At 34.6% G+C, this 24,330-nt stretch carries 26 protein-coding genes; 23 read left to right on the top strand and 3 right to left on the bottom strand.

Annotated elements, in window-relative coordinates; genetic code table 11:
* Positions 1-460: 460 nt before the first annotated feature.
* Genes gcvT through gcvPB form a run of 3 tightly spaced genes read left to right on the top strand, consistent with a single transcriptional unit; the run spans position 461 to position 4,395 of the window.
* The gene (gene gcvT / locus BKP45_RS09450) at positions 461-1,558 is read left to right on the top strand and encodes a glycine cleavage system aminomethyltransferase GcvT (protein WP_071389454.1); all 1,098 of its coding nucleotides are present in this window, start codon (positions 461-463) and stop codon (positions 1,556-1,558) included.
* Positions 1,559-1,594: 36 nt separating this feature from the next.
* Positions 1,595-2,944, top strand: coding sequence for an aminomethyl-transferring glycine dehydrogenase subunit GcvPA (gcvPA, locus tag BKP45_RS09455; protein ID WP_084787790.1), 1,350 nt, complete (start codon positions 1,595-1,597; stop codon positions 2,942-2,944).
* On the top strand, positions 2,941-4,395 hold the full coding sequence (gene gcvPB, locus BKP45_RS09460) for an aminomethyl-transferring glycine dehydrogenase subunit GcvPB (protein WP_071389455.1): 1,455 nt from the start codon (positions 2,941-2,943) through the stop codon (positions 4,393-4,395). Before gcvPA ends, gcvPB begins: the two co-directional genes overlap by 4 nt.
* Before the next feature lie 36 nt (positions 4,396-4,431).
* Here the strand turns inward: gcvPB and BKP45_RS09465 are convergent, their stop codons facing one another.
* A complete protein-coding gene (locus tag BKP45_RS09465) occupies positions 4,432-4,803 on the bottom strand; it encodes a rhodanese-like domain-containing protein (protein ID WP_071389456.1) in 372 nt (123 codons plus the stop codon).
* A gap of 431 nt (positions 4,804-5,234) precedes the next feature.
* Between BKP45_RS09465 and BKP45_RS09470 the strand changes: the two genes are divergently transcribed.
* Positions 5,235-6,068, top strand: coding sequence for a lipoate--protein ligase family protein (locus BKP45_RS09470; protein WP_407639589.1), 834 nt, complete (start codon positions 5,235-5,237; stop codon positions 6,066-6,068).
* A gap of 59 nt (positions 6,069-6,127) precedes the next feature.
* On the opposite strand, the gene dat is transcribed toward BKP45_RS09470, so the two are convergent.
* On the bottom strand, positions 6,128-6,973 hold the full coding sequence (dat, locus tag BKP45_RS09475) for a D-amino-acid transaminase (protein ID WP_071389458.1): 846 nt from the start codon (positions 6,971-6,973) through the stop codon (positions 6,128-6,130).
* 475 nt (positions 6,974-7,448) lie between these two features.
* Between dat and BKP45_RS09480 the strand changes: the two genes are divergently transcribed.
* The 3 genes from BKP45_RS09480 to mntR all read left to right on the top strand — a co-directional run bounded on the left by BKP45_RS09480 (position 7,449) and on the right by mntR (position 11,713).
* Positions 7,449-10,004, top strand: coding sequence for a vitamin B12-dependent ribonucleotide reductase (locus BKP45_RS09480; RefSeq protein WP_407639591.1), 2,556 nt, complete (start codon positions 7,449-7,451; stop codon positions 10,002-10,004).
* A 135-nt stretch (positions 10,005-10,139) separates the two neighbouring features.
* Positions 10,140-11,165 (top strand): spore photoproduct lyase, encoded by a 1,026-nt coding sequence (gene splB, locus BKP45_RS09485; RefSeq protein ID WP_071389460.1) that lies wholly within the window; start codon positions 10,140-10,142, stop codon positions 11,163-11,165.
* A gap of 110 nt (positions 11,166-11,275) precedes the next feature.
* A complete protein-coding gene (gene mntR, locus BKP45_RS09490) occupies positions 11,276-11,713 on the top strand; it encodes a transcriptional regulator MntR (protein ID WP_071389461.1) in 438 nt (145 codons plus the stop codon).
* Positions 11,714-11,739: 26 nt separating this feature from the next.
* Here the strand turns inward: mntR and BKP45_RS09495 are convergent, their stop codons facing one another.
* Positions 11,740-12,117, bottom strand: a complete 378-nt coding sequence (locus BKP45_RS09495) for an SA1362 family protein (RefSeq protein WP_071389462.1) — start codon at positions 12,115-12,117, stop codon at positions 11,740-11,742.
* Between the two features lie 393 nt (positions 12,118-12,510).
* Between BKP45_RS09495 and BKP45_RS09500 the strand changes: the two genes are divergently transcribed.
* The 16 genes from BKP45_RS09500 (at position 12,511) to BKP45_RS09575 (ending at position 24,285) form a co-directional block, all read left to right on the top strand.
* Entirely contained in the window at positions 12,511-12,984 is a 474-nt protein-coding gene (locus BKP45_RS09500; RefSeq protein ID WP_071389463.1) for a YqhR family membrane protein, read from the top strand.
* A 171-nt stretch (positions 12,985-13,155) separates the two neighbouring features.
* A complete protein-coding gene (locus tag BKP45_RS09505; protein ID WP_071389464.1) occupies positions 13,156-14,226 on the top strand; it encodes a M24 family metallopeptidase in 1,071 nt (356 codons plus the stop codon).
* Positions 14,227-14,263: 37 nt separating this feature from the next.
* On the top strand, positions 14,264-14,821 hold the full coding sequence (gene efp / locus BKP45_RS09510; RefSeq protein WP_071389465.1) for an elongation factor P: 558 nt from the start codon (positions 14,264-14,266) through the stop codon (positions 14,819-14,821).
* Between the two features lie 170 nt (positions 14,822-14,991).
* Entirely contained in the window at positions 14,992-15,273 is a 282-nt protein-coding gene (locus tag BKP45_RS09515) for a YqhV family protein (RefSeq protein ID WP_071389466.1), read from the top strand.
* Positions 15,274-15,363: 90 nt separating this feature from the next.
* Entirely contained in the window at positions 15,364-16,302 is a 939-nt protein-coding gene (gene spoIIIAA, locus BKP45_RS09520) for a stage III sporulation protein AA (protein ID WP_407639590.1), read from the top strand.
* Positions 16,299-16,811 carry a stage III sporulation protein SpoIIIAB gene (spoIIIAB, locus tag BKP45_RS09525; RefSeq protein ID WP_071389468.1) on the top strand — a complete coding sequence of 171 codons (513 nt, stop codon included), beginning with the start codon at positions 16,299-16,301 and terminating at the stop codon, positions 16,809-16,811. The genes spoIIIAA and spoIIIAB overlap by 4 nt, the downstream gene beginning before the upstream one ends.
* A gap of 24 nt (positions 16,812-16,835) precedes the next feature.
* Positions 16,836-17,039, top strand: a complete 204-nt coding sequence (spoIIIAC, locus tag BKP45_RS09530; protein ID WP_071308427.1) for a stage III sporulation protein AC — start codon at positions 16,836-16,838, stop codon at positions 17,037-17,039.
* 14 nt (positions 17,040-17,053) lie between these two features.
* Positions 17,054-17,443: a stage III sporulation protein AD gene (gene spoIIIAD, locus BKP45_RS09535; protein ID WP_071308428.1), complete on the top strand. Its 390-nt coding sequence runs from the start codon at positions 17,054-17,056 to the stop codon at positions 17,441-17,443.
* 20 nt (positions 17,444-17,463) lie between these two features.
* The gene (gene spoIIIAE / locus BKP45_RS09540; protein ID WP_071389469.1) at positions 17,464-18,627 is read left to right on the top strand and encodes a stage III sporulation protein AE; all 1,164 of its coding nucleotides are present in this window, start codon (positions 17,464-17,466) and stop codon (positions 18,625-18,627) included.
* Positions 18,628-18,685: 58 nt separating this feature from the next.
* The gene (gene spoIIIAF, locus BKP45_RS09545; protein WP_071389470.1) at positions 18,686-19,321 is read left to right on the top strand and encodes a stage III sporulation protein AF; all 636 of its coding nucleotides are present in this window, start codon (positions 18,686-18,688) and stop codon (positions 19,319-19,321) included.
* 5 nt (positions 19,322-19,326) lie between these two features.
* Positions 19,327-19,998 carry a stage III sporulation protein AG gene (gene spoIIIAG / locus BKP45_RS09550; protein ID WP_071389471.1) on the top strand — a complete coding sequence of 224 codons (672 nt, stop codon included), beginning with the start codon at positions 19,327-19,329 and terminating at the stop codon, positions 19,996-19,998.
* 2 nt (positions 19,999-20,000) lie between these two features.
* Complete coding sequence (locus BKP45_RS09555) at positions 20,001-20,582, top strand: SpoIIIAH-like family protein (protein WP_071389472.1); 582 nt, start codon at positions 20,001-20,003, stop codon at positions 20,580-20,582.
* A 319-nt stretch (positions 20,583-20,901) separates the two neighbouring features.
* Positions 20,902-21,243 (top strand): hypothetical protein, encoded by a 342-nt coding sequence (locus tag BKP45_RS09560; RefSeq protein WP_071308433.1) that lies wholly within the window; start codon positions 20,902-20,904, stop codon positions 21,241-21,243.
* A 722-nt stretch (positions 21,244-21,965) separates the two neighbouring features.
* On the top strand, positions 21,966-22,457 hold the full coding sequence (gene accB, locus BKP45_RS09565; RefSeq protein WP_071389473.1) for an acetyl-CoA carboxylase biotin carboxyl carrier protein: 492 nt from the start codon (positions 21,966-21,968) through the stop codon (positions 22,455-22,457).
* Between the two features lie 13 nt (positions 22,458-22,470).
* Positions 22,471-23,823: an acetyl-CoA carboxylase biotin carboxylase subunit gene (gene accC / locus BKP45_RS09570; RefSeq protein ID WP_071389474.1), complete on the top strand. Its 1,353-nt coding sequence runs from the start codon at positions 22,471-22,473 to the stop codon at positions 23,821-23,823.
* 54 nt (positions 23,824-23,877) lie between these two features.
* Complete coding sequence (locus BKP45_RS09575) at positions 23,878-24,285, top strand: Asp23/Gls24 family envelope stress response protein (protein ID WP_071389475.1); 408 nt, start codon at positions 23,878-23,880, stop codon at positions 24,283-24,285.
* The last annotated feature ends 45 nt before the right edge of the window (positions 24,286-24,330 follow it).

Here is a 24,330-nt window from a genome sequence, read left to right on the forward strand (position 1 = left end):
TATAATCAGAATTTATAAGTTTCTAACTCGGAAACTGTCTAGCTTCAGCGCCTACGAGCTCGGTCACTTCAGTCAAGTTTCTGACTTCAATGACTACATGAATAACGTCTCTGAATAGCTTCATGCAGCTTTGCTTCGAGGAAGCCTACTTCGAAGCATTGCTGTAAGACGCAGAAGCACGCGGAAGCCAAAGAGCGGCTTCTGTCAAAGGCCGCCCCAGTGAAGCTACTACTTGGATTACTACAAAGCAGCTTTGCGACGAGCGAACGGAGTGGCACAGGAGCAGCTGCTCGTGACCAAGGCGCTTGCGCTTTTCTTGTACTTTAAGTTTAACTTCGCTTAAGGATTAAAGTACAAAAAACTAAGGCTTTCGCTATAGAACTTATTTGGGCGTTGGGGCGAAGAGTGAGTAAAGGTAGTATGTAGGGATTATAAAATTTAGAAGTAATGGAGGGATTTGGTGAGTGATTTTAAACGTACACCACTTTTTGAAATATACAAAGAGTATGGTGGCAAAACAATTGATTTTGGTGGTTGGGAACTTCCGGTTCAATTTAGTAGCATTAAAGAAGAGCATGAGGCCGTTAGAGAACGAGCTGGTCTTTTTGACGTTTCACATATGGGAGAGTTTTTAATTACAGGAATTGGTGCAGAAAATTTCTTGCAAAAGTTAGTAACGAATGATGTTTCGAAATTGAAAGTTGAAGCAGCTCAATATACGGCTATGTGCTATAAAGATGGTGGTACTGTAGATGACCTAATTATCTACAAAAGAGATGAGAATGAATTTTTGGTTGTTGTAAATGCATCAAATATAGAAAAAGATTTTCAGTGGATGGAACAGCAATTATTGCCGGGTGTAGAGTTGAAAAATGTTTCTAAACAAGTTTCTCAATTAGCGCTGCAGGGCCCTTTGGCAGAGAAAGTTCTTCAAAAGCTAACGAAAACAAATTTAGCTGAAATCACTTTTTTTACATTTCGAGATGAGATTGATTTACAAGGGGTAAAAGCTTTAGTTTCGAGAACGGGTTATACTGGCGAAGACGGGTTTGAAATTTATTGTAATAATAAAGATGTAGTTTTCCTTTGGAGAGAATTATTAGAAGTAGGGAAAGACGAAGGGCTAATGCCTTGTGGCCTTGGAGCACGAGATACTTTACGTTTTGAAGCAAGACTACCTTTATACGGTCAAGAGTTAACAAAAGATATTACACCTATTGAGGCTGGAATTGGCTTTGCTGTAAAAGTTGATAAGGAAATAGAGTTTATTGGGAAAAAGATTCTGAAACTCCAAAAAGAAAAAGGTCTGCAAAAGCGGATCGTAGGTATTGAAATGATTGAAAAAGGAATACCAAGAACAGGCTATGAAGTATTTGTTGGTGAGGAGAAGGTTGGTTTTGTAACTAGTGGGACTCATTCACCAACTCTTAAGAAAAATATTGGATTGGCATTAGTTGATATTGAATTTGCACCTTTAAATACTTTAGTTGAAGTTCAAATTAGGAAAAAACGATTAAAAGCAAAAGTTGTCAGTACACCATTTTATAAACGGTCGTGAGTAGGCCTTACACATTTCTAATAAGGGGGAAGTAAATTGAAATTTCGTTATTTGCCAATCACTGAGCAAGATAAGAAAGAAATGATGGAAACGATAGGGGTTATGTCCATCGATGAATTGTTTGCAGATATTCCTGAAAAAATTCGTTTAAAAGGGGAAATGAATTTAAAGGATGCACTTTCAGAGCCAGACACCGTTAAAGAGTTAGTGAGAATGGCAAGTAAAAATGCTGACAGTAAGAACTACACATCTTTTTTGGGAGCCGGGGTTTATGAACATTACATCCCTTCTGTTGTGGATCATGTAATTTCAAGATCTGAGTTTTATACAGCTTACACACCTTATCAACCTGAAATTTCACAAGGGGAATTGCAAGCAATTTTTGAATACCAAACAATGATTAGTGAACTAACTGGAATGGATTTAGCTAACTCTTCAATGTACGATGGGCCAACTGCATTAGCAGAAGCTGCAATGATGAGCGCTGGTCAGACGAAGAAAAAGACCATTCTTGTTTCAAAAACAGTTCATCCTGAGGCAAGAGATGTACTAATAACTAATGCAAAAGGCCAAAACTTAACAGTGCTAGAGATTGAAATGCAAGACGGTATAACGAGTTTAATAGATTTAAAAGAAAAATATAATGATGAAACGGCTTGTGTTATTGTTCAATATCCGAACTTTTTAGGTAATATTGAAAACTTAGCTGAAATTGAAGAAATAGCTCATTCAGGTAAAGGACTTTTTGTTGTATCAAGTAATCCTTTGGCTTTAGGAGCATTGAAACCACCAGGGAAATTTGGCGCTGATATTGTAGTAGGAGATGCTCAACCATTTGGAATTCCTGCTCAATTTGGTGGTCCTCACTGTGGCTTTTTTGCTACAACATCAAAGCTTATGCGAAAAGTACCAGGGAGATTAGTAGGACAAACAACCGATGATAAAGGTCAGCGAGGTTTTGTTTTAACATTACAAGCACGTGAACAACATATTCGTCGCGATAAAGCTACTTCCAATATTTGCTCAAACCAAGCTCTTAATGCATTAGCAGCTTCTGTTGCTATGAGTGCTTTAGGTAAAGTTGGGATAAAGGAAATGGCATTACAAAACATTCAGAAGGCAAATTATGCGAAGCAAACCTTTATTAATAATGGTTTTACAATTGGTTTCCCTAATAGGGCAATTTTCAATGAGTTTATTATAAAACTTACTAAACCTGTTAAAGAAGTAAATGAACTGTTATTCAAACAAGGAATTATCGGTGGCTATGATTTAGGAAAAGATTACCCTGAATTAGATGGGTATATGCTTATTGCAGTTACAGAGCTAAGAACAAAAGCAGAAATTGATAATCTTGTTTCTGAATTGGGGGGAGTAAAAGAATGAGAAATCAACCATTAATTTTTGAGCAAAGTAAAGTCGGAAGAATAAGCTATAGTTTACCTATCTTAGATATTCCAGAACAAGAGTTAACCGATATACTCCCACTACAATTTATTAGAGATGAGGAACCAGAATTACCAGAAGTATCTGAACTTCAGCTTATTCGTCATTATACGGCTCTTTCAAAGAGAAATCATGGTGTAGATTCTGGATTTTACCCGTTAGGTTCTTGTACGATGAAATATAATCCAAAAATTAATGAAGATATTGCCAGATTAACTGGCTTTTCGCATATCCATCCGCTCCAAGATGAAAATACAGTTCAAGGTGCCCTAGAATTACTATATGATCTCCAAGTTTCATTAGCAGAAATTACTGGGATGGATGAGGTAACTTTACAACCAGCAGCAGGTGCTCACGGTGAATGGACAGGATTAATGCTGATTCGTGCATTTCATGAAAAGAATGGGGATTTTCATCGTACGAAAGTAATTGTACCTGATTCAGCACATGGTACGAATCCTGCATCGGCAACAGTTGCTGGCTTCGAAACAATAACTGTACGTTCTAACAATAAAGGGGTAGTAGACTTAGAGCATTTACGTGAGGTAGTAGGAGAAGATACAGCTGCATTAATGTTAACAAACCCAAATACATTAGGTTTATTTGAAGAAAATATTATTGAGATGGCAGAGATCATTCATAATGCAGGTGGTAAACTTTATTATGATGGTGCGAATTCAAATGCCATATTAGGAATTGCTCGACCAGGTGATATGGGCTTTGATGTAGTTCATCTAAATCTTCATAAAACATTTACTGGGCCCCATGGTGGTGGTGGACCCGGCTCAGGACCAGTGGGAGTGAAAAATGAGTTAATACCATTTTTACCTAAACCGGTCATCGCAAAAGATGGAGAACGCTATTATTTTGATTATGATCGTCCGGAAACTATTGGACGTGTAAAACCTTATTACGGCAATTTTGGAATTAATGTACGTGCATACACGTATATTCGCACAATGGGGCCAGAAGGATTGCGTAAAGTATCTGAAGATGCCGTTTTAAATGCTAACTATATGTTTAGACGCCTACAACCATATTTCGATGCACCTTATACTCAGCATTGTAAACATGAGTTTGTGCTTTCTGGTAAACTCCAAAAGAAATTAGGGGTAAGAACATTAGATATTGCTAAACGTCTACTAGACTTTGGTTATCATCCACCAACCATATATTTTCCATTAAATGTGGAAGAGTGTTTAATGATCGAACCAACAGAGACAGAATCGAAAGAAACGTTGGATGAATTTATTGAAGTAATGATACAAATAGCAAAAGAAGTAGAAGAAAACCCTGAAATTGTTCAAGAAGCTCCACACCATACGGTTATTGGGCGTCTTGATGAAACAACTGCCGCCAGAAAACCAGTACTAAAATATCAAAATAGTTGAAATGAAAAATGAAGGGGACTCCTTGGAGTCACCCTTCTATTTTTTGACTTTTCCTGACCATTTACGAAAGCCACCTTTTAAATGACTTAAATCTTCACAACTACGCTTCTTTTTTAAAAATTCAGCAGCACGCATACTTCTTGTACCATTCTGACAATATAGGTATACGGGCTTGTCTGGTCTAATTTCATTAGACCTTTGACGTAATTGTGATAATGGGATGTTTCTTGCTCCTAAGATATGACCAGTTTCAAACTCGTTTTGCTCCCTAACATCAATTAATTGAGCTTTTCTATAACCTTGACGAAATTCTTCCTCATTTAGGTCCGTTAAGTATTTTGGTTTGATAAACCTTCTTACAATAAAATATACTAAAACGGCAGTCATAATTGCTAAAATCCAATTCATCTTTTGTGACAGCACCTTTCTAAAAAATTTTTGAAATTTGTTCTAGTAGGAATGTAATCTTAAATAACAACTTAGAACCTTTATTTATATATTAATATATTATCAAATATAAATTAATCCATTCGTTTAATCAAGAAGGAATACAAATAAAGCTGAACTTCAATCAGTGGGGGGGTTCTTTCATCCCCCACTGATTGTTAGTTCAACTTATACCACAGGCATAAGAATAACTAATCATCAGCTTCACTGATGAAAGTTATACTATATCGGACCTTAAGGGGCAGTTAATCCCCCACCTAAATTTCTCGATTTTCTTACGTTTTGAGGTGGGGGTCTTACTGCACCTTAAGAGTGGGATAAAGATGTTTGACAGTCGTTACATATATACTATAGATTAATGATAATAATTCAAGAATAGAAAGAGGAATATCATGAGAGAAACATGGAATTTTATTAATTCAGGTAAGTGTTCACCAGCCTATAATATGGCTTTAGATGAGGCGTTGTTAGAATGGCATAGTAAAGGTAAGATAAGGCCAACCATTCGTTTTTATGGTTGGGAACCAGCTACATTATCTATTGGTTATTTCCAAAAAGTTGAAAAAGAAATTAATTTGGAAGCGGTAAAAAAGTATGAATTGGGTTTTGTTAGGCGGCCAACAGGCGGAAGAGGTGTGCTACATGATAAGGAACTTACATATAGTGTTATTGTTTCAGAGAATCATCCGAAGATGCCAAAGGGAGTTACCGAATCTTATAGAATTATTTCAGAAGGCGTCTTAGAAGGATTTAAACAATTGGGACTTGATGCTTATTTTGCCATTCCAAAAACAAAGGAGGACCAGGAAAATTTGAAAAATCCACGTTCAGCAGTTTGCTTTGATGCACCATCCTGGTATGAACTCGTTGTAGAAGGTAGAAAAGTAGCAGGAAGTGCTCAAACTAGGCAAAAAAATGTCATTTTACAGCATGGGTCTATTATATTAGAACTCGATGAAACTAAACTTTTTGATTTATTTAAATTTCCAAATGAGCGAGTCCGAGATCGTTTATTAAAAGGTTTTAGTCAAAAAGCGGTTCCTATTAATGAGTTAATTAAAAATAAGGTTACAATTTATGATGCAGAGGTTGCTTTCAAAAGAGGCTTTGAAAAAGGGTTGCAAATTGATTTAGTGCCTTATCAACTATCTGAAGAGCAAGAAACATACGTACATGAACTAGCTGTAAAACGGTATGCAAATGATGAGTGGAATTTCCGAAGGTAATACGAAATTCAAATCATACAAAAGGAAGCCTAAAACTCAGAAGGCTTCCTTTTATATGATTACTTACAATGTATTTCTACATATTTATTAAACGACTGTTGTAAAGTTTTTGTAATCTCACCTATTTGAAAAGTAGCATCAACATCACCAATTGTCTTTCTTATTGGGGTTATTTCTTGTGTAGTACTAGTAATAAAAGCTTCGTCTGCACCTTTTAGCTGTTGTAAAGAAATAGCTTCTTCTATTACCTGGATATTGTTTTTACGAGCGAGCTGTATTACAAGTTGTCTTGTAATACCATTTAATATCAAGTTTGATGCAGGATGGGTATATAATGTTCTGTTTTTTACAATAAAGATGTTTGACGAGGAGCCCTCAGTGATATTACCGTTACGATGCATAACTCCTTCTTGACATTGTTTATCAAAGGCATTTCTTTTTATCATTGTATTGCCTAATAAATTAATTGTTTTAATATCACAACGTAACCAACGAATATCTTCTGTTACAAAAACATGTATCCCCTTTTGTTTTGGTTTTTCTGGGAATTTCATTTCTCTACTAAAACCTGTAATTATGCCGTTTGAATCACGTTCATAAAGGTGAGATCGGGGTGAAACACCTCTAGTCATTTGTACATAAATAATCCCATTGTCGATTTTATTCGCATTCTTTAATTGATGTAATAGTTTTTCTAACTCATTTTTGTCGTAAGGAAGTTTTATTTCTAATTTTCTTGCACTATCTTCAAATCGATCTAAGTGCTCGTCTAGTGTAAAAAGTTTACTGTTATAGATGGGAATTACTTCATATATTCCATCACCGAAGTTATACCCACGGTCTTCCATATCAATTTTTACATTCTTTCGTTCCGTAATTTGATCGTTAAGTAGAACATAGCTCATCTTTTTTCATTCCTCCAGTATATTACAATTCTACATATATTAATGGGTTTATGTATAAGTAAGTATAGATAAAATTTATTTATGTTTCTATTGAAAATATTTTTTTGTGGATTAAATTTAACAAATGCTTTTATTATCAGCACTTATAAGACATTTTTCTAATGCAAATAAGAAAAATGTCCATATTTATTATTTTTTAAGGGATTTTGTTAGAATTTCTACATTTTTCTTTTATATTTATTCTCTTTTAAAGTTGACAAAAATAAAATTTTTCCGATTGATAACAATATATAGTATTTTGGTGTTATATTTGAACACTATATATTGAATAGTTGTTATTTCTATGGTAAGCTTAGACAAGCTATCATGAGAAATGTTTTGGTATCAAATACCAAAAATGGTAAAAAAACTCACGTATATTTTTTACATCATGAAAATGTATATTATTTAATAAAAGGGGAGAATGCGTGTGGCGATGACAATGTCAAAAGTGATGCGAATTAATGTGGAGAGTCTTAACGAGGATATTAAACAATTTCCGCAAGTTCATCCAATCACATCGGACATGAGACTCAGTAAAAAAGGCGTATCACGTCTCGTAATGTTAGATCGTTATACCTTTAAAGATACGGAGAAAAAAACGTTAAAAGAAGGAGATTTTGTCGTCTTAACAGTAAAACAAGATCCGAAATTTCCTGCTCGGGGATATGGCTTTATTCAAAACATTGACTGGGATAAAAGTGAAGCAAGTATTTTAGTTGACGAGGAATTTCAAGGAGTTTTAGATAATCCGGAAGAAATCGCTACTGGAATTGTAACGAGAGCTCTTGATTCGATTGAAAAGCCCTTAGAAATATTCTATGAACAAATTGCCATGCGTAATGCAACTGGACTTGCTTCGGTAGAAACCTCAGTGGAACGTAAGCAATCGTCTTTTCAAGAGTTTTATGAAGAACTAGTGAATCTCAATTTTATTCCAGCGGGAAGAGTACTATATGGTGCTGGGTCAGGCACAGACGTTACTTATTTCAATTGCTATGTTATGCCTTTCGTAAAAGACTCTAGAGGTGGAATATCAGAACACCGTACTCAAGTGATGGAAATTATGAGCCGGGGTGGTGGCGTTGGAACGAACGGTTCAACTTTAAGGCCGAGAAATACACTTGCTAGAGGAGTTAATGGTAAGTCTTCTGGGTCAGTGTCTTGGTTAGATGATATTGCTAAACTCACACATTTAGTGGAACAAGGTGGCTCGCGTCGTGGCGCTCAAATGATCATGCTTGCAGATTGGCATCCCGATATTTTAGAGTTCATCATTTCTAAAATGCAAAACCCAAAAATATTAAGATTTTTGTTAGAAAATACGAATGATTCTCAAATTAAGCAACTTGTTAAGGATAAGCTCAAATTTACGCCTTTATCTGAAGTTGAAAAAGCAATGTATCAAGGAATTTTGAATTACCAAGCAATACCAGGCTTCGGTGGGTTTGATGAAAGTGTCTTTAAAGAAGCTGAAGAAAAGCTTAGCTTAGGTGGAACTTATAGTGTGAATAACCCTGAATTTTTAACAGGTGCAAATATCTCAATATGTTTAACACAAGAATTTATGAGAGCAGTAGAACACGATGAGGATTATCCACTACGTTTTCCTGATGTTGAAAATTATTCACCAGAAGAAATGGAAGCATATAATCGCGATTGGAATAAGTATGGGGATGTTCGTGAGTGGGAAGCGCTAGGTTTCAATGTTAGGACATATCGTATGATTAAGGCACGTGAATTATGGAAGCTAGTAAATATTTGTGCAACATACTCAGCTGAGCCAGGGATTTTCTTTATTGATAATGCTAATGATATGACTAATGCAGTAGCATATGGTCAAAAAGTTGTAGCAACAAATCCTTGTGGAGAACAACCCCTTGCGCCATATAGTGTTTGTAACTTGGCTGCGATAAATTTAGCTGAAATGGCAAACAAAGAAACAAAGCAGGTTGATTTTGAAAAATTAAAACGTACGGTTAGTGTTGGTGTAAGAATGCAGGATAATGTTATTGACGCAACTCCGTACTTCTTAGATGCTAATACAAAAATGGCAAAGGGAGAGAGACGTGTAGGTTTAGGGGTAATGGGTTTACATGACTTATTAATCTATACTGAAACTGTTTATGGATCCAAAAAAGGTAATCAGTTAATTGATCAAATTTTCGAAACAATTGCTACGACTGCTTACCGAACAAGCATCGAGCTTGCAAAAGAAAAAGGTAGCTTCCCGTTTTTACTTGGAGAAAGCGATGGCGAAACACAATTACTACGTGAAAAATTTATTAATAGTGGTTATATGAGAAAAATGCCTGAAGATATCCGTCAAGATATTCTGAAATATGGCATTAGAAATTCGCACTTATTAACTGTTGCCCCTACTGGAAGTACAGGAACGATGGTAGGAGTTAGCACAGGACTTGAGCCTTACTACTCATTCTCTTATTATCGTAGTGGCCGTTTAGGTAAGTTTATTGAAGTAAAAGCAGGAATTGTAGAAGAATATTATAACGCTAATCCAGATGCTGATCCTAATCAATTACCTGAATGGTTTATCTCAACAATGGATTTATCTCCAGAGGCTCATGCGGACGTTCAATGCATTATTCAACGTTGGGTAGATAGTTCATTATCTAAAACTGTTAATGCTCCGCGAGGATATACAGTTGATCAAGTTCAAGCTGTATATGAACGTTTATACCGAGGTGGTGCTAAAGGTGGCACTGTTTACGTAGACGGTAGTCGTGATGCTCAAGTACTTTCTTTAACTGCAGAAGAAAATAAATTAGAGGATATTAATGTTGAGGAGAAAAAGACAGCGAAGCAACAAGTGGTTCTTCTTGATACAATTGCTGATCTACGGTCTACATCAGTAACAATTGGGTCAGAAGTTGGAAACACTTGCCCAGTTTGCCGTACAGGTACAGTTGAGGATATAGGCGGATGTAATACATGCACAAATTGTAATGCTCAATTAAAGTGTGGACTATAAATTTATATGGAGGGAGAGAACATTATGTATGTTCTCTCTTTTCCATTTTCGGTAGCTAATACACAAAAATAATATAATAAATCTGCACACCTTAATAAAGAATAAAGATACAATAAAATAAGGTGGTAAATAAAAATGGAGCCTTTTATACCTCAACTCGTTTATATAGAACCAAAAGCATTGGATTATCCACTAGGACTTGAGTTAAAAGAAAAGTTTGAAAAAATGGGGTTAGAAATTAGGGAAACAACTTCACACAATCAAGTCAGAAATATTCCAGGAGAAAATGAAAACCAAAAATACCGAAATGCAAAATCAACACTTGTTGTGGGTGTGAGGAAGACATTGAAGTTTGACACCTCAAAGCCATCTGCAGAATATGCTATTCCGCTTGCTACTGGGTGTATGGGCCACTGTCACTACTGTTATTTACAAACGACAATGGGTGATAAGCCATATATTCGTACTTATGTTAATTTGGAAGAGATATTTGAAGCTACAATAAATTATATTAAGGAAAGAGAACCAGAAATTACTCGTTTTGAAGCGGCATGTACCTCTGATATTGTAGGCATTGATCATTTAACTCATTCTTTGAAAAAGGCTATTGAATTTTTTGGTCAAACAGATTTAGGGAGACTTAGGTTTGTAACAAAATATCATCATGTAGATCATCTTTTAGATGTAATGCACAACGGAAATTCTCGGTTTCGTTTTAGTTTAAATTCTAATTATGTAATTAAAAATTTTGAACCTGGTACATCCTCGTTTGATAAACGTATTGAAGCAGCAGGAAAAGTTGCAAAGGCTCATTATCCTTTAGGTTTTATTTTAGCGCCACTATATAGACATGAAGGGTGGCAAGAAGGTTATTTAGAGCTATTTGAGAAACTTGAAGCTACTCTACCTTTATATGCAACTAAAGACTTAACATTTGAACTAATCCAGCACCGCTTTACGCAAACAGCAAAAAGAACTATTTTAAAACGTTACCCAAAATCAAAGCTTGAAATGAATGAAGAGGAAAGAAAATATAAATGGGGAAAATACGGTAGAGGGAAATATGTATATAAGAATGAAGAATCTGATGAATTAAAAGGTACGATAGAAGGATATATTCAAAAATTCTTTCCCAACGCAAAAATAGAGTATTATACATGAAGCGTTTTTAACTGTTTTAGATGAGTTGTCCATCAAATTTGAATGTAGTATAATCTTAAGCATGTAAAAAGATAGTATGGATGGCTGGAGAGGAAATCGGAGGGGACACGATGCCAACACCAAGTATGGAAGATTATTTAGAAAGAATTTATTTATTAATAGAAGATAAAGGATATGCTAGGGTTTCTGACATTGCAGAAGCTTTAGATGTACATCCTTCCTCTGTTACAAAGATGGTTCAAAAGTTAGATCAAACGGAGTACGTTATATATGAAAAGTATCGTGGTTTTGTATTAACTCCGAAAGGTAAGAAGGTCGGAAAGCGACTCGTATACCGTCATGATTTGCTTGAGGAATTTATGAGGATAATTGGAGTAAGTAATGAAAATATTTATCAAGATGTAGAAGGTATTGAGCACCATTTAAGCTGGGATGCAATTGATCGAATAGGCGATCTCGTACAATACTTTGAAGAGGATAAAAATCGAGTTGAAATACTCAGGAAAGTTCAGAAAAAAAACGAGACTGAAAACAACAAAATTAATTAATGACCAGTTAAGAAAAAATCGAACTCTTAAAAAAGAGCTCGATTTTTTTTCTTACTTTTCTTTCCTTCAATTACTGTTAAATTTACTTCAGTTCGCTTTTTAACTAGCGGACGGGAAATTTTTTTTGTATCTTTCTTGTTCTTATGAGGAGCAACTTTACTCCCATTGGAAGTTTTGAAATTCATTCTCTTTGGTTGAGGTTGATGTGAGCCATAATTAGTACTATTACTATGTTTATGTGCTAAAAATTTCTTTACTAAAAAGAAGATAATACTTGCGAATACAACCATAAATAACAACTGACTAAATAGTTCTACAGGATCTTTATATAGTCTGTGGAACAAGCCAACAATTGATAAACCTAAAACACATAAAATAAGTGGATGAAAAGAATAACGAGTCATATGCTCACCTCCTAAAATTCTTGAAATGTTTTAACACATTAACTGATTTATACTTCCTAACTTCCCTCATAATAGTCCCCACCTAATGCTAACGTTTATTGTTGTACTTTATACTCTATGCTCTGTTTTATTATAGTGGAACATGACTTAAAGATGGGAAAAACTAGGAATAATATAATTAGGAAGAAAATAGATGAAAGTTAAAAATGCTTAAGAAATTAATATTATATTTAATTAAATATATTCTACGTGTAAAACATTTTTCCTCTAAAATTACTTTCTACTATATATAATATTCCCAGACTTATAATGTTTTACACTCTTTTCCTAAAAATTCTAATTGCAATAGTTTAAAGAATTACGGTCATACTATACTTTGAGGTGATTAAAAAAATGGAAAACTTAGAGCAAAACAAACGGGAACAGCCAATGAGTTTTAACGGAACTGTGGCATCAATTGGATTTTTTGGTGGATTAATCTGGAGTCTAGTAGGATACTTTGCTTTCTTTTTTAATTTTATTCGAGTAGGTCCAGCTTTAGTATTAATGCCTTTTGCATTAGGAGATTGGAAAAATGGTTACATAGGACAGTTAGTAGGAATAGCATTAATATCGGTCATATCAATTCCTATCTCATTTTTGTATAGGTATATTTTAGCTAGTTTTAATAGTATATGGCCAGGTATTGGTTTTGGTTTCGTCTTATGGTTCATTGTTTTTTATTTCTTGAATCCAATTTTACCTGGGTTAAAACCATTAGTTGATTTAGATCTTAATACAATTATAACAGGAATATGCTTGTATGTGTTATATGGTGTTTTTATAGGATATTCCATCTCATATGAGTATAGTGAAAGGCTTAAATAACAAGGTGGTTACCTATTCAAATGATAATAGCTTGTGATAGAATGTCCATTAGGGACATTCTATTCGTTTTAAAATTCATAATTAAGAAAAATTAACAAAATTATGTGGGTATTAGTTAATTACATATAGCTTTAGCTAATGAATTCTATAATGCAAAAAGGAGGATGGATAGTGGGAAGATTAACTAAACTGAGAGAAAGACTAAAAAAAAATGAAATTGAAGGAATATTAATTGCTAGTAATTACAACAGGCGTTACATAACTGGGTTTACTGGAACCGCTGGTGTGGCACTAATAACTGAAACAGAAGCTAAATTTATTACAGATTTTCGTTACGTGGAACAAGCATCAGAACAAGCTGTTGACTTTGAAATAGTACAACACAAAGCTTTATTAGTTGATGAATTGGCAACACAAATTAAAAATATGGGGATTGAAAAGTTAGGTTTTGAAAAATGCCACGTTTCTTTTGCTCAGTACGAGGAGTATAAAGAGAGGTTTAAAAATGTTACATTAGTTCCTACTAGTGGAATTATTGAAAATTTACGCTTGATTAAAGATGAACAAGAGATTAAGATACTAAAAGAAGCAGCAAAAATTGCTGATGCAGCTTTTGATCATATAATTAAATACATAAAACCAGGTTTAACAGAGTTAGATGTATCAAATGAGTTAGAATTTTTTATGAGGAAACAAGGAGCAGAATCCTCCTCGTTTGATATTATTGTAGCTTCAGGTCTAAGATCTGCATTACCACATGGAGTAGCAAGTTCTAAATTGATACAAACAGGGGAGCTTGTAACTTTAGATTTTGGTGCATACTATAAAGGGTACTGTTCAGATATTACCCGTACAGTAGCAGTTGGAAAACTTTCGAGTGAGTTAGAAAAAATATATTATACGGTTTTAGAAGCTCAGCTAAAAGGAATGAAAGAAATAAAAGCTGGATTAACAGGAAAAGAAGCTGATGATATAACAAGGGACTTTATTTCTCAAAAAGGTTATGGTGAATATTTTGGGCACTCAACTGGACATGGTCTTGGTATGGAAGTTCATGAAGGACCAGGCCTTTCTAAGAAATCTGAAACAGTACTTCAACCAGGTATGGTTGTCACTGTAGAACCTGGTATCTATATTTCAGGGGTTGGTGGGACGCGTATTGAAGATGATACTGTAATAACTGAAGATGGTAATAATACATTAACATTTTCTACAAAGGAACTACTAATATTAGGCGATTAATAAATTTACATATAAGGATTAATTAGGAGGAAAAGCAATGATTTCAGTTAATGATTTTAAAACAGGATTGACGATAGAAGTAGATGGGGGGCTTTGGCAAGTAGTAGAGTTTCAGCATGTTAAACCAGGGAAAGGGGCTGCTTTCGTACGCTCAAAGCTTCGCAACCTTCGAACAGGGGCTATTCAAGAAAAAACTTTCCGTGCTGGTGAAAAGGTTTCAAAAGCACATATTGAAAATCGTCGCATGGCGTATTTATATGCTAGTGGTGATACACACACATTTATGGATAATGAGTCATATGAGCAATTAGAATTATCGTCGGCTCAGCTTGAGTATGAATTAAAGTTCTTAAAAGAAAACATGGTAGTTCAAGTAATGACATTCCAAGGAGAAACTTTAGGGGTTGAATTACCAAATACAGTTGAATTAAAGGTAACTGAAACCGAGCCGGGAATAAAAGGTGATACTGCTTCAGGTGGTACAAAACCAGCTACTTTAGAAACTGGATTAACAGTACAAGTACCGTTTTTTATCAATGAAGGTGATGTTCTTATTATTGATACACGTAATGCAGCGTATATGTCAAGAGCCTAAACCAAAGTTTGGTTTTTCACAATGAATTATTTCAATAAGTTATTAAGCATCTATTTACATTTTGTAGATAGATGCTTTTTTCTGTTCTAAATTATTGTTTCAGACATAAGGTTGTACTACATGCTAAACAGTCTTATAAATAAGTCTATTTATTAGAGGTGGAAATATATATGAAAAATTGGATGGCGGCAATTGAAACTGCAGTTTTGGGAATGGTTATTTTAAGAATAATATCGGGCCTTATAGAAATAACCGCTGCATCTATTATGTTGAAATTTAATACGGTTGACAAGGCATTAATGGTTAACGCCGCATTAGCAATAGTAGGACCAATAATATTAATTTCGACAATGAGTATTGGACTGATTGGTTTAGCTGACAAGCTATCTTACTCTAAGTTACTTCTCGTTGGTCTTGGGGTGTTATTAATCCTAATAGGACTACGTAGATAAAATCTATTGTTATGAAAATAGTCATATTATGGTCAAGTATGCATACATTTTCAGTAGTAAGGCTAGTACTACACAAACGACAATTGGAAGGTGGGTAAAAGATTGAAGGAGATTTTAGCGGTTCTACCGGAGAAGATCAAGGAGTTAGTTGTTTCGCTACCTTTACCTACAAGAGAAAACGTTGAGGAGATCCGTATCCGTGTCCACCGACCACTTGAAATTGTGATTGATGGGAAAGCGATCTTTCCTAAATATAATGCTTGTCCATATCCTGTTTCTCCTAGTGACGCCATTCATTTATTAAACCAGTTAAGCGATTATTCTCTATATGCCTTAGAAGAAGAATTAAAAAGAGGTTATATTACCATCCGGGGGGGGCACAGAGTTGGATTGGCAGGAAAGGTGATTACAGAAAAAGGACAAGTGAAGGCCATTCGGGATATAAGCTCTTTTAATATTAGAGTTGCTAGACAAAAGCTTGGAGTGGCAGAACCTTTAGTTCAATATTTATACAGCAGTGAAGAATGGAATAACACTTTAATTATTGGACCACCACAAACAGGTAAAACAACATTGTTAAGAGATTTGGCAAGAATAATTAGTGAAGGTAAGGGGGTAATTCCATCTATGAAAATTGGTATTGTAGATGAGCGTTCAGAGATAGCTGGATCCGTTAAAGGAATACCCCAACACTCTCTTGGAAATCGAGTTGATGTGTTAGATGCCTGCCCTAAAGCTGAGGGAATGATGATGTTAATTCGATCAATGAGTCCTCAAGTGTTGGTAGTAGATGAAATTGGTAGACAAGAAGATAGTGAAGCTATTATGGAAGCTATTCATTCAGGAGTGAAAATTATAACCACAGTACATGGGAGGACGTTAGAAGATGTTATTGACCGCCCATCATTAAAAACGTTAATGAATATGCACGTTTTTAAAAGAGTGATTGAATTATCTAGAAGCGTTCAACCTGGGAGAATCAATCGGATTCGAAATGAGTATGGAAAAGATGTGGTGAGGTTGCATTGAAAATACTTGGAGCTATATTAATCATTGTTGCAACGACATGGGTTGGATTTGAATTTGCTAGAAGGTTAAGTGACCGCCCAAGACAATTAAGGCAATTAAAAGTTGCCCTACAATCATTGGAATCAGAGATTATGTATGGACTAACACCATTATCAGAAGCGAGTAAGCATATAGCTAAACAGATGCCGAAACCTATTTCATACTTTTTTCAAAGTTTTGCTGAGAGATTAAATAAGGGTGAAGTTAGTGTTCATAAGGCATGGGAAGAAAGTTTAAATGATACGTGGCACATGACTGCTTTATGTAAAGGGGAATTAGAAGTTATGAGTCAATTTGGAGCAACATTAGGACAACACGATAGAGAACATCAGCAAAAACAAATTCGATTAACATTAAGCCATTTAGAAAGGGAAGAAGGGGACGCAATTGAAGCGCAAAATCGTTATGAAAAGATGTTAAAAAGTCTTGGGTTTTTGACTGGACTATTAATTGTCATATTAATGATGTAGGGGTACAGCTAAGGAGGAGATTACATGGGCTATGATGTTAATACAATATTTCAAATCGCAGGTATCGGTATTGTTGTGGCAATGATTCATACAGTATTGAAACAGATGGGAAAGGAAGATTGGGCTCATTGGGTGACATTAATCGGGTTTGTTGTCGTCCTTTATATGGTTGCAACAATTGTTGATAATTTATTTCAAAAAATAAAAGGAGTATTCCTGTTTCAATAGGGAGGTGTTTTGCCATTGAGATTATTCAAATAGTTGGGTTAGGATTAATCACAACATTTTTAGCTTTGGTAGTAAAGGAACAAAAGCCAATTTTCGCATTCCTATTAACGGTATTTGTAGGGATCTTAATCTTTATTTTTCTTATAGACCAAATATATCTCATTGTTTCAATGCTTCAAAAAATCGCCATTAACGCAAATATAAATATGGTTTATGTACAAACAATTTTAAAAATCATTGGCATCGCCTACATTGCAGAGTTTGGGGCACAAATTGCAAAAGATGCTGGTCAAGGGGCTATAGCATCAAAAATCGAATTGGCAGGAAAAGTATTTATATTAGTAATGGCTATTCCTATCATTACTGCAATTATAGAAACTGTGATTGGTTTATTACCGTACTAAGGTGGATAGGGGTTTTCAACATGAAAAAAATATTCGTACTACTAATTTTTATTTTCTTTCTTGTACCTACTGTAGCAATGGCTGAACCACCACCAAAAGAAAATCTAGTCGAACAACAGCTTTCTCAATTAGGAATCGAAGAAATTAGAGAATATTGGGAAGAAATTGTAAATGAATATGGGGGTTTCCTACCAGAAAACCAAAAAGGTTCATTTATGGAATTTGTTCGCGGTGAAAAAGAGTTTTCTCTAAAAGAGTGGTTATTTGGTTTTGTCCGATATTTTTTTCACGAAATAATTGTGAATGGGAAATTATTAGGAACTTTAATTCTATTAACAGTTTTTAGTATGATTCTTCAAACGCTACAAACTGCCTTTGAAAAGAATACAGTAAGTAAGGTCGCGAATGCGATCGTTTATATGGTATTAATGATTATTGCCATAAATAGCTTTTATGTTGCCATTACTTATGCTCAAACGGCGATTTCTTTGATGATAAATTTTATGATAGCCCTACTTCCTTTGCTTTTAGCCTTACTCGCTTCGATTGGTAGTATTACGTCAGTTGCTTTATTTCATCCTTTGATTATTTTTTTAGTTAATACAAGTGGACTATTAATTCAACACTTTGTTTTACCTTTACTTTTTTTATCAGCGTTATTGAGCCTTGTTAGTACTTTGACTGATCATTACAAGGTAACGAAGCTTGCCAATTTACTTCGAAACATTAGTGTAGGGACACTTGGAATATTTCTAACAATATTTTTAGGAGTCATTTCCGTACAAGGGGCAGTCACGGCAGTAGCAGATGGTATAACGATACGAACAGCAAAGTTTGTTACAGGTAATTTCGTACCAGTGGTAGGAAGAGTGTTTACTGATGCTGCAGATACAGTCATGGGGGCATCAATTCTTTTAAAAAATACGATTGGAATAGTAGGACTGGCTATTCTTTTATTAATCAGTGCTTTTCCAGCAATTAAAGTGTTAGCATTAGCCCTTATTTTTAATCTAGCTGCGGCAGTCTTGCAACCGCTAGGAGGTGGAGCGATCATTAATAGTCTTTCTATTATCGGTAAAGCAGTTATTTTTATTTTCGCTGCACTAGCAACAGTTTGTTTAATGTTTTTCCTAGCAATAACGATAATGGTCGCTGCGGGGAATTTATCATTAATGATGCGATAGAGTAACTTCAAAACAAAAGCATACTACGTATTATGTGTAAATTAAAAGGAGGGAGACGATGCAATTTTTAACAGAATGGATTAGTAATATTATCTTATTAATACTTTTAGCAACGATTTTAGAACTCCTCCTACCCAATTCAAGTTTACAACGTTATGTAAAGATGGTTGTTGGACTTTTGTTATTAGTAATCATTTTAAATCCTCTTTTTACAATTTTTACAAGAGAAGCTGATAGCTGGGTTTCTTCAATAGGGATTTCAAGTCAATTTAATGAAAAAAATTTAGAAATTTCAATTGAAAATAAGAAAAAAGAAATAGAATCGGCACAACTTGCATATATTTCAGAACAGGTGGCTGTCCAATTAAAGAGACAAGTAGAAGAGGAGATGATTGACAAGTTTGAAAAAGAAATAAAATCAATAAGTGTTAACTTAACTAATTTTTTGGATGAAGAAGATTACTTAAATAGTGTTGCAGAAGTTCTTGTGGAGCTTAAAGCAGTAAACGGTGATCAAATCTTGGAGGAAAAGGGCAGTATTGAAGTTGTTTCACTAGTGGCGATTGATACGTCGAAACAATTAGTAACTTCTGAAAAAGGTGAAACAAACAAGCAAGAAATTATAAATTATTTAGGTACTCAATGGCCAATACCGCTAGAAAAAATTGAGGTTGTTATGGAAGGAGGGAGTTGAAATAAATGACAGACAAAAACGATAACAAGGAGTCATGGCTAAGTAAGATAATTCCCACTAACAAAGATGATAAGAAAAAACGAAGCAGTCCAATTCAATATGTAGCCATCCTTCTGTGTGTTGGTCTGGCTTTAATGATTTTTAGTAACTTTACAAAGACCAGTAACATCCAAGAAAGTATCCCAGTATTTAATGAAGAATTAAATAAATCAAGTGATGATGTTGCTGTATTTTCTAATAAAAATTCTAGTGATGAACCACTCACGATGCAAGACTATGAATCTACTTATGAGAAACAACTTCGCGAGGCATTAGAACAGGTTGTTGGTATTTCAGATGTTACAGTTATGATTAACCTAGCAGAAACTGAAAATAAAGTTTTTGAAAGAAACACAAGCACTAAACAACAACATACAGATGAGACTGATCGTGAAGGTGGAAAACGAAAAGTCGAGGATATTACAAAAGATGATGAAGTAGTCATTATTCGAAGTGGTGATAGGGAAGAACCGCTTGTAGCTAAAACAGAAAAACCAACAATTAGAGGTGTATTAGTTGTAGCTAGAGGTGTTGAAAATATTCAAGTAAAGACCTGGGTAGTAGAAGCAGTGAGTAGAGTGCTAGACGTACCTTCTCATCGTGTCTCTGTATTACCTAAGAAATCTAAGGGGGAATAATAATGGTATTAAAAAGACAAACAGTTTGGTTATTAACAATGTTAAGTTTAATTATTGTATTATCGGTGTATTATATTACTGCACCACCTCAAAATGAGCAATTAGCTTATTTAGGTGAGAATGGTGAGGCTGTTGAAGAGAGTGAGACAGATTCTTCTTTTGTAGAATTTGAAGAAGTAACAGAAGCAACGATGGATGGTTTATTTGATGAAGAAATTCTTACTGGTTTTACAAATGATGAAGCATTTAATTCAATTCGCTTAGAAAGACAAATGTTGAGAGATCGATTAAGTGAAGATTATACGGCTGTTATTGCATCATCTGATGCTTCGGCAGATCTCCAAAGTCAAGCGTGGGATAATATAGAAAGCTTACGAGTATTAGCTCAAAAAGAAGAAATGCTAGAAACGCTAATTAAAACTAAGGGTTATGAAGATGTATTAGTGATTGCAGAAGACAATGAAGTGAAAATTATTGTAAAAGCTGACGAGTTATCGAGTGAAGAAGGTATAAAAATTATGCACATGGCAAGAGAGCAATTAAACATTAAGGATGTAGCTGTAGCATTTCAACCAAATAATTAATAAATAAAAGGATTGATCTATAGATCAATCCTTTTATTTATTTGAGTTAAAGGTTCAGTAACAGCTTGCTCTTAACTTTAAGGTGAACAAATAAATATAAATGATAATATAGAATAATTTTGTTAAAACTATCTGAAAAGGATGCATTTCTATTTTTTTAATGATATAATACGACCTTGTTATAGAAAGGCAAATTAAAGCTTTTTATATGGGATAGCCTACATATGTTTAATACGTTTGAGGATAAAATAATAAAACCTATGGCTTCGCTTTGGGTTAGATGAAAGAGTAAAATTATTGAAATAAGGGAGAGATCATTATGCAGTGGACTGATTTAACAGAAGGAGCAAAGGCAGTTTTAGAACAAACGAGGAATATGAAAAATGATCAAATTCAAATTGTAGAATTTGAAGTTGGTTTTGAACAAGAGATTGAAACATCAGATAATGAAGCTTATCGTGTTTCAATTAAAGAAGAAGATTATCAGTCACTCAAGAGGTATACAAAGGAAAATGAGTATGGTGATAAATTCCACATGGCACGTAATAAAAATATTGTTAAGATTATATTGTTAGAAAATGGAAAGATCCCTGATAATCTTTCAGAATTTCCTGTCTTTAAGCAATATAAAAATGATAATAATATCGTAGTTGAAGAATAATATTTGTAAAGTTGGTGGCTCAAAATAAAAAGAGTCACCTTTTTTGTACCTTAATCAGAATTTATAAATTTCTAACTTGGAAACTGTCTAGCTTCAGCGCCCTATCGACTAGAAAGCTTCCTTCGTCTCGTCTACGATAAGTCGAGAACGAAAGTCTAACGACTTTCGACTCTCCTATATCTCACTCGACTCAGTCCAGCATATTACGTCGATGAGCAAGGGCGCTTGCGCTTTTCTTGTGAAGGAGAATAAAATTCTCTATTATTAATTGTAAAAAGATTGAATAATACGTAATAAACTAGTGAACCAATAGCTGCTCTTAGTAAATTTTTTATTTAGTATTTTTGAAAAAAAAACTTTTAAATTAGGAAATTTTAATGTAGCATTAAATTAGTACTTAGTCATAAGACAAAGGCAGAAGATTTTCTTACAATATTCAGAAAAACTAAGGCTTTGCAGTTAAGGATAGGTGAAAAAACAAGTTTTTCTAAAATGATTTAGAAACTTCATTTTTTAGAGTTGGAATGTGTCTAGCTTCAGCTCCTACCGCTCTAGGTTACTTCGCCACATTACATAAAGCAAAAGAGTAGGCTTCATGAAAAGTAGGGGGTTCTGGTGCTTGTCGCGGGATCAAGGTACTTGCGCTTTTCTTACTAACCTTGATTTGAGTATAAAACAATGCTAAAAAAGAAATGATGGAAAATAATGAGGAGTGAATAATCATGTTAAATATTCAAGATATTCGTGAATTAATAAAAGCAATTGATCAATCCAGTATAGAAGAGTTTAAGTACGAGCAAGAAGGAACAAAAATAGTTTTAAGAAAAGAGCGTGAACACGCTATTGGACAAGTAACACAGCCAATTATTCAACAAGTACCTTCAGCAACTATAACTGAAACACCAGCAGTAGTACAGCAACATACGGAACTTGAAAAAGATGTTAAGCAAGAAGTGCAAGTAACTAATAGTCATTTACATAAAATTACATCTCCAATGGTTGGGACGTTTTATTCTGCACCATCACCTGATTCTCCGAGTTATGCTAAAGTTGGAGATAAAATAAAGCCAGATACTGTTGTTTGTATCGTTGAAGCGATGAAGTTAATGAATGAAATTGAAGCAGAGGTAAAGGGAGAAATTGTAGAAGTCCTTGTTGAAAATGGACAACTTGTAGAGTATGGTCAAGAGCTATTTTTAGTGAAACCTGAATAGGAGAGATTGCTAGATGATAAAAAAACTATTAGTAGCAAACCGAGGAGAAATTGCAGTTCGTATTATTCGCGCTTGTCGTGAGATGGGGATAGAAACAGTTAGTGTTTTCTCTGAAGCGGATAAAGATTCTTTGCACGTGAGATTAGCTGATGAGGCTTATTGTATTGGTCCAACACCATCTTCAAAAAGCTATTTAAATTTCACCAATATAATGAGTGTAGCAACCTTAACTGGGGTTGATGCAATTCATCCAGGGTATGGATTTTTAGCAGAAAACGCTGATTTTGCAGAAATATGTGCAGCATGTAATATTACTTTTGTTGGACCGAGCCCGGAAGCAATTAGTAAAATGGGGACGAAGGATGTTGCGCGTGACACGATGAAACAAGCTGGTGTTCCAATTGTACCAGGCTCAAATGGAATTATTAAAGATATTGAAGAAGCTATACGAATTGCAAGTCAGATTTCTTATCCTGTCATCATAAAAGCAACTGCTGGCGGTGGCGGAAAAGGAATTCGTGTTGCTAGAAATGAAGAGGAATTAGTAAAAGGTGTTACGATTACACAACAAGAAGCTCAAACAGCATTTGGTAACCCGGGAGTTTATCTAGAAAAATATATTGAAGATTTCCGTCATGTTGAAATTCAAGTTTTAGCTGATAATTATGGAAATGTTGTTCATTTAGGCGAAAGGGATTGCAGTATTCAAAGACGACTGCAAAAACTACTAGAGGAAACTCCTTCACCTGCTATTTCTGAAGTAAAACGAAAAGAAATGGGAGATGCAGCAGTTGCAGCAGCACTAGCTGTTAATTATTCAGGTGCAGGTACAGTTGAATTTATTTATGACCATAATACAGGCCAATTTTATTTTATGGAAATGAATACAAGAATCCAAGTAGAGCATCCGGTAACAGAAATGGTTACTGGTATTGATTTAATTCAGCAACAATTATTAGTTGCTCAAGGAGACAAGTTGCAAATTTCTCAAGAAGATATAACTTTTAGTGGTTGGTCGATAGAGTGTCGAATTAATGCAGAAAATCCAGATAAAAATTTCATGCCTTCTCCTGGTAAAATTACTATGTATTTGCCACCTGGTGGGCTAGGAGTTAGAGTAGATTCAGCTGCATATCCAGGTTATACTATACCGCCTTACTATGATTCAATGATCGCTAAAGTAATAACATATGGCGTGACAAGAGAAGAAGCAATCGCAAAAATGAAACGGGCGCTAAGTGAATTTGTAATCGAGGGTATTGATACTACAATCCCATTTCACCTTCGACTCCTTGAAAATGAGACATTTGTAAGTGGTCATTTCAATACTAAGTTTCTTGAGATACATGATTTATCTCAAAAGTAAACATTGGTAATACTTGAATTTATTACGCAATTATCCATTTAGGAGGCTAATAATATGACAGATAAAAACCATGTAATAGATATGGACGAACAGCATACGGGGTTAGGGAAAGTTGAAATTTCTCCTGAAGTAATTGAAGTTGTAACAAGTATTGCGGCTGCAGAAGTAGAAGGTGTTGCAACAATGAGGGGGAATTTTGCTACAGGAGTAGTAGAGAAACTAGGAAGAAAAAGCCATGGGAAAGGTGTAAAAGTAGACCTTGGGGAAGATGGGATATCAGTTGATGTTTACGTGATAATGAACTATGGTGTATCTATTCCAGAAGTAGCAAAGAAAATACAAGAAAATATATATCAAACGTTAAAAACAATGACTGCCATTGATTTAACTGCTGTAAATGTTCATGTGGTCGGTGTTCAACTTGAACATCAACAAGTGGATCAAGAGGCTAAACAAGATTAAGAAGTACTGAGGATGACTCAAGGCGCTTACTTTCTCCAATTAATA

Source organism: Anaerobacillus alkalidiazotrophicus, from assembly GCF_001866055.1.